General features: G+C 76.9%; 2 protein-coding genes and 1 pseudogene. All 3 read right to left on the reverse strand.

Annotated features, from left to right (window positions below; translation table 11 throughout):
- Nucleotides 1-25 precede the first annotated feature (25 nt).
- Complete coding sequence (locus tag EAO70_RS38670) at nt 26-772, reverse strand: hypothetical protein (RefSeq protein WP_261992562.1); 747 nt, start codon at nt 770-772, stop codon at nt 26-28.
- A gap of 807 nt (nt 773-1,579) precedes the next feature.
- Nucleotides 1,580-3,520: a TOMM precursor leader peptide-binding protein gene (locus EAO70_RS00400; protein ID WP_148001033.1), complete on the reverse strand. Its 1,941-nt coding sequence runs from the start codon at nt 3,518-3,520 to the stop codon at nt 1,580-1,582.
- Nucleotides 3,510-4,121 (reverse strand): annotated as a pseudogene (locus tag EAO70_RS37505) (hypothetical protein); the annotation flags it as partial. The gene EAO70_RS00400 and the pseudogene EAO70_RS37505, both read right to left, overlap by 11 nt.

A 4,121-nucleotide genomic window follows, 5' to 3' on the forward strand; every position in this document is an offset into this window, starting at 1 on the left:
GGGTCGGGGTCACGGGGACGCTCCTTCAGAGTCTGAGGTCGAGCAGCGCGCCGCCGGTGTCCTGCGGTACTCCCACGACCACGGACAGGACGATCATCTCGTCGGGTGCGAGGCCGAGGACGCGCTGGGTGGGAATCTCCTGGAAGGCCCGCACGGGACGGGCGAAGTGGCCGGAGGCGGCGGCGGACAGGCAGAGTCCGTGCGCGGCCCAGCCGGCGGCGTGCTGGACGGCGCCCCAGCCCGCGGTCCCGAGGCGCTCGAAGAGCTCCCGGGTCCGCACGGACAGGAACACGGTGAGCGGCGCGTCGCGGATGCCGCAGCCGTTGACGGGCGAGACGCCGTAGCCGTACCGCTCCTCCAGGCGCTCGGCCGCGGTCGGGTCGGCGCGCAGGAGGTGCGCGGCGCCGTCCCGGAGCCGGTGCACGCCGTCGGTCTGCCCGTCAACACCCTGCACGACTGCTGTGGTGGTCAGCAGGTCGAAGGCTTGGGCGAGTTCGGGGCCCGGTGGCGGTACGGAGAGCCAGCGGGCCGCGCTGTCGAGGGCCTCGGCGGGTACGGGCGCACGGCGTCCGCTCATGCCGTGCAGGGCCCTCGGCATGCGTCCGGAGTGGCGCCGCCAGAGCAGCTCCGCCCAGTCCGGCGCGGTCGCCGACGGGCCGAGGTCGGCCGGGACGGCCGTGGTGAGCGGGGCGGGGGCGGAGTCGGCGGAGTCGGCGGAGTCGTAGGTCTGCTCCCGGTTGACGCGGATCAGCGCGTCGAGGGCGGGGTCCATCGATGTGCGCTCCCCCGCCGGTCAGCACTCCCCCGTCGCCGAGTTCCACGACGAACGGCAGGGACCAGGCCCAGGCGTCGTCGAGGCCGAGGGCGGGCAGCAGCGCGTGGGCGTCCGGGCCGGGGAGCCGGAGCCGGGCCGGTACGTCGAAGAGTTCCAGGCCGAGGCTCAACGCGCGCAGCACGAAGCCGAGTTCGATCGCGATGAGCGAGCCGCGGAACCATTGGTAGGCCGGGGGCACGCTCGTGTACCGGCCGGTGAGCACGATGTTCTCCGCGGGGGCCTCCCGGGTGCCGGTGAGGGCGTGCCGGTCCGGTTCGAGGAGGCGCCACGGCATGCCCGCGCCCCCGTCCACGAAGGCGTGGACGGGGAACAGGCAGCGCGGCGAGGCGTACGGCCGGTGGTCGTTGTACGGGTTCTCGGGTTCTCTCCGCTGGGGCCCGAAGGCGGTGACGAGGGCGCGGCCGAGCCGGTCCCCGACCGGTTCGGCCGCGCCCGGGCCCCGTGCGGCCCCGGAGGGCGGCCCGGGGTACGGCAGTGCGGCGAGCCGGTCGTGGGAGCCGAGGGGCAGGGTCTCGCGCGGACCGCCCCCGCGCGGCGGCGGGGGCGGTACGTGCGTGTCGGGCGGCGGTTGCGGCACCCAGGTCCACGGGGGCGCCTCCGGCGCGTCGTCCCCGGCCCCGTACGCGTACCAGAGGGGTTCGCGGGCGATGCTGTTGTCGCCCTCGGGGCCGGGCAGGTCGACCGGGCCGCGCCGGGGCGGGACCCCGGCGTCGGCGTCCGCCGCGCGCGGGGCCGTCGGGGCGGTCACGGGAACGGGTGGGGGTCGAGGGGGATCGCCCGGTGCTCCTGCCCGGTGCCGCGCAGGGCGGCGGTGAGCCGGGGCAGTCCGGCCAGCCGCTGCTGGGCGTGGCCGAAGCACATCGGGACGATGCCGGGGACGACCGCGCGGGCCACGTGGATGCCGGCGTCGGCGTGTTCGCGGCTGGTCTGGTCGACGAGGACGATCCGGTCGAGCCCGGCCTCGGCGAACAGTCCGCGGACGAAGTCCAGGGCGCCCCGCACGTCCCCGCCGGAGCCCCGTGCCATCCGGCCCGGCCAGTCGGGGAAGGCCTCGTCGAGCGTGACCCGGGGTCCACCGAGCGCGGCGGTGGCGCGGGCGGCGGTCTCGGGCAGCGAGGAGAAGCGGACGTGGTCCTCCAGCTCCTGGACCAGCCAGGGGTCCTCGACCATCGGCTCGACGGTCTCGCGGGTCCAGTCGACCGGGTTGGTGACGAGCTGGGCGACCTCGCGCAGGGCGCCGCGGATCGCGGACTGCGGGTCGGCGCCGGAGCCCGCGGAGGAGAAGGTGGCGGGGAAGGGGTTGAGGCGGTTGACCGCGAGCACCCAGACGACCGGCAGGCCGATGTCCCGGGTGGCGACGAGCAGGTGCACGTCGAAGCCGCGGGACTCCATCAGCTCGATCATGGCGCGGCTGGTGGGGTCGGTGAGGGAGGAGTTCGGGATGGTCGGCAGGGGTGCGGCCCGGTGCCAGGAGAGCAGGAACGCGTCCCGCTCCGCGAGCTCGAACAGCGAGTGCAGGGCGGCCTCTTCGAGGTTGGCGCCGACGGCGCAGCCGCTGGACGACTCGTAGAAGTAGTGCTTGCGGCCGGGGGTGCCGGCGGCGCGGGCGGCCCTGCGGTCGCGGCGGTGGTTGTACTCGTACTGGTAGAAGGCGTGGTCGGCGGGGACGAGCAGGGCCCGGCCGTCGTCGAGGTCGTGGCCCCACACCCAGTCCATCGGGGTGTCGGCGTCGAACGGTGTGGCCCTGCCGGTCGGGTGGGCGAGCTGCTCGGCGGTGTACTGCCCGAGCCCGGCCGGGTCGACGGCGTGCTCCGCGACCTCGGTGTACGAGCGATGGGTGAGGACCGGGATGTCGTACGGGAAGCCCGCGAGCCGCTCGTACGCCTCCAGGATCGCCACGGGTCCGGTCTCGGCGAAGGTCCGGGCGCGGCCGTGGCCCATCGCCGGGGCGTCCGGCACCACGGCCATGCTCATCGCGAACGGGGCGCGCGACTCGCGCAGGAGCGCGCGGACCGGACCGAAGCGGTCGTCGACCAGGCGCTCCTGGAGCACTCCGCGCTCGACGAGCCGGCTCGCGGCCGTGCGGGTGCAGTCGTCGGGGAAGGCGGGCCGGTCGGTCGGGACGAGCGGCGGCGGGGTCCGGGTGCCGTCGAGGAGCGCGTCCGCCGGTCCGCAGAGCGGGCAGTGGAAGCTGCGGGCGATCCGGTGCCGGCGCAGGCCGCGCGACGAGACGGAGAAGAGTTCGCCGGGCCCGAGCGGCCGCCTCACCAGGTGCTCCAGGGTCGCCCGGAGCAGTTCGGGGAGGAGCGGCGCGCCCGGCCCGGGCGCGGCGGTCGCGTGGCGCAGGTCGCCGGCGAGCGGATGGTCGGGGACGGTGCGGTCGCGGACCTCGGCGCAGCCGGCGCAGCCCGCGTCGGTGCCGGGCCGCCAGAGCGGTCCCACCAGGACCTCGTCGGCGAGGAGCCGGACCGAGAGGTGGGGCCGGCCGGCGGCGGCGGCCTCGTCGAACCGGGCCCGCTCCCAGTCGAGGTGCCAGCCGCGGTCGACCGCGACGCTGCCCTCGGGAAGGAGGTCGGCGAGGGCGTCCAGCGCGGGGTGCCAGGCCTCGTCGGCGGGGTGGCTGTCGAGCCCGGGGCCCCGGGCGAGGGCCGGGGCGGAGACGGGGGCGAGGGTGTCAGTGGACATCGTGGGCCTCCACGGGGCCGTACCAGAGGGGGAGCTCGCCGAGCACGGGGTCGCGGCGGAGGGCCTCGCCCCGGTACACGGTGCCGGTGCGGGCGGCCAGTTGGGCGCGGAGGGCGTCCAGGGCGGCGCGGTCGGCGAGGAGCAGGGCGTCGGTGGAGAGGGGGTCGACGGTGCCGGGGACGTCCGCGGTCTGGACGTGGGCGAGCGCGGTGCACAGGGCGTTCCGGGCGGCCTCGGCCGCGTCGGCGCCCCAGGCCCGGCCGAGCGTGGCGCCGTCGGCGGTCACCTCGGCGAGCCGCCAGTCGAGTCCGGGCACTGCGTGCAGCCGGAGCGCGGGTTCGTGCGGCAGCAGGGCGCGGAGTCCGGCGAGGATCCGCAGGCCCTCCGCGTCGAGACCCTCGCACGCCACGCCGCCCGCGACCGCGGCGGGAGCGCCCGCCGGGAGGGCCGCGGGCGGCACGTGCGGGGTGTCGGTCGTCGCCGGCAGGGGCGCCGTCTCCTCGGCGAGCAGGCGCAGCGCGCCGTCGAGGAGCCAGTGTTCCCTGGTGAGCCCTGCCGCCGGGGTGGGAGCCCCGGGGATGAGGGCCCGCAGGGCCTGCAG

This window comes from Streptomyces sp. adm13(2018), from assembly GCF_008042145.1.
Lineage (GTDB): Bacteria > Actinomycetota > Actinomycetes > Streptomycetales > Streptomycetaceae > Streptomyces.

Bases quoted from the DNA above. Each gene is read 5' to 3' on its own strand.
- EAO70_RS00400 (WP_148001033.1), bottom strand. From the start codon at position 3,520: ATGTCCACTGACACCCTCGCCCCCGTCTCCGCCCCGGCCCTCGCCCGG.
- EAO70_RS38670 (WP_261992562.1), bottom strand. From the start codon at position 772: ATGGACCCCGCCCTCGACGCGCTGATCCGCGTCAACCGGGAGCAGACC.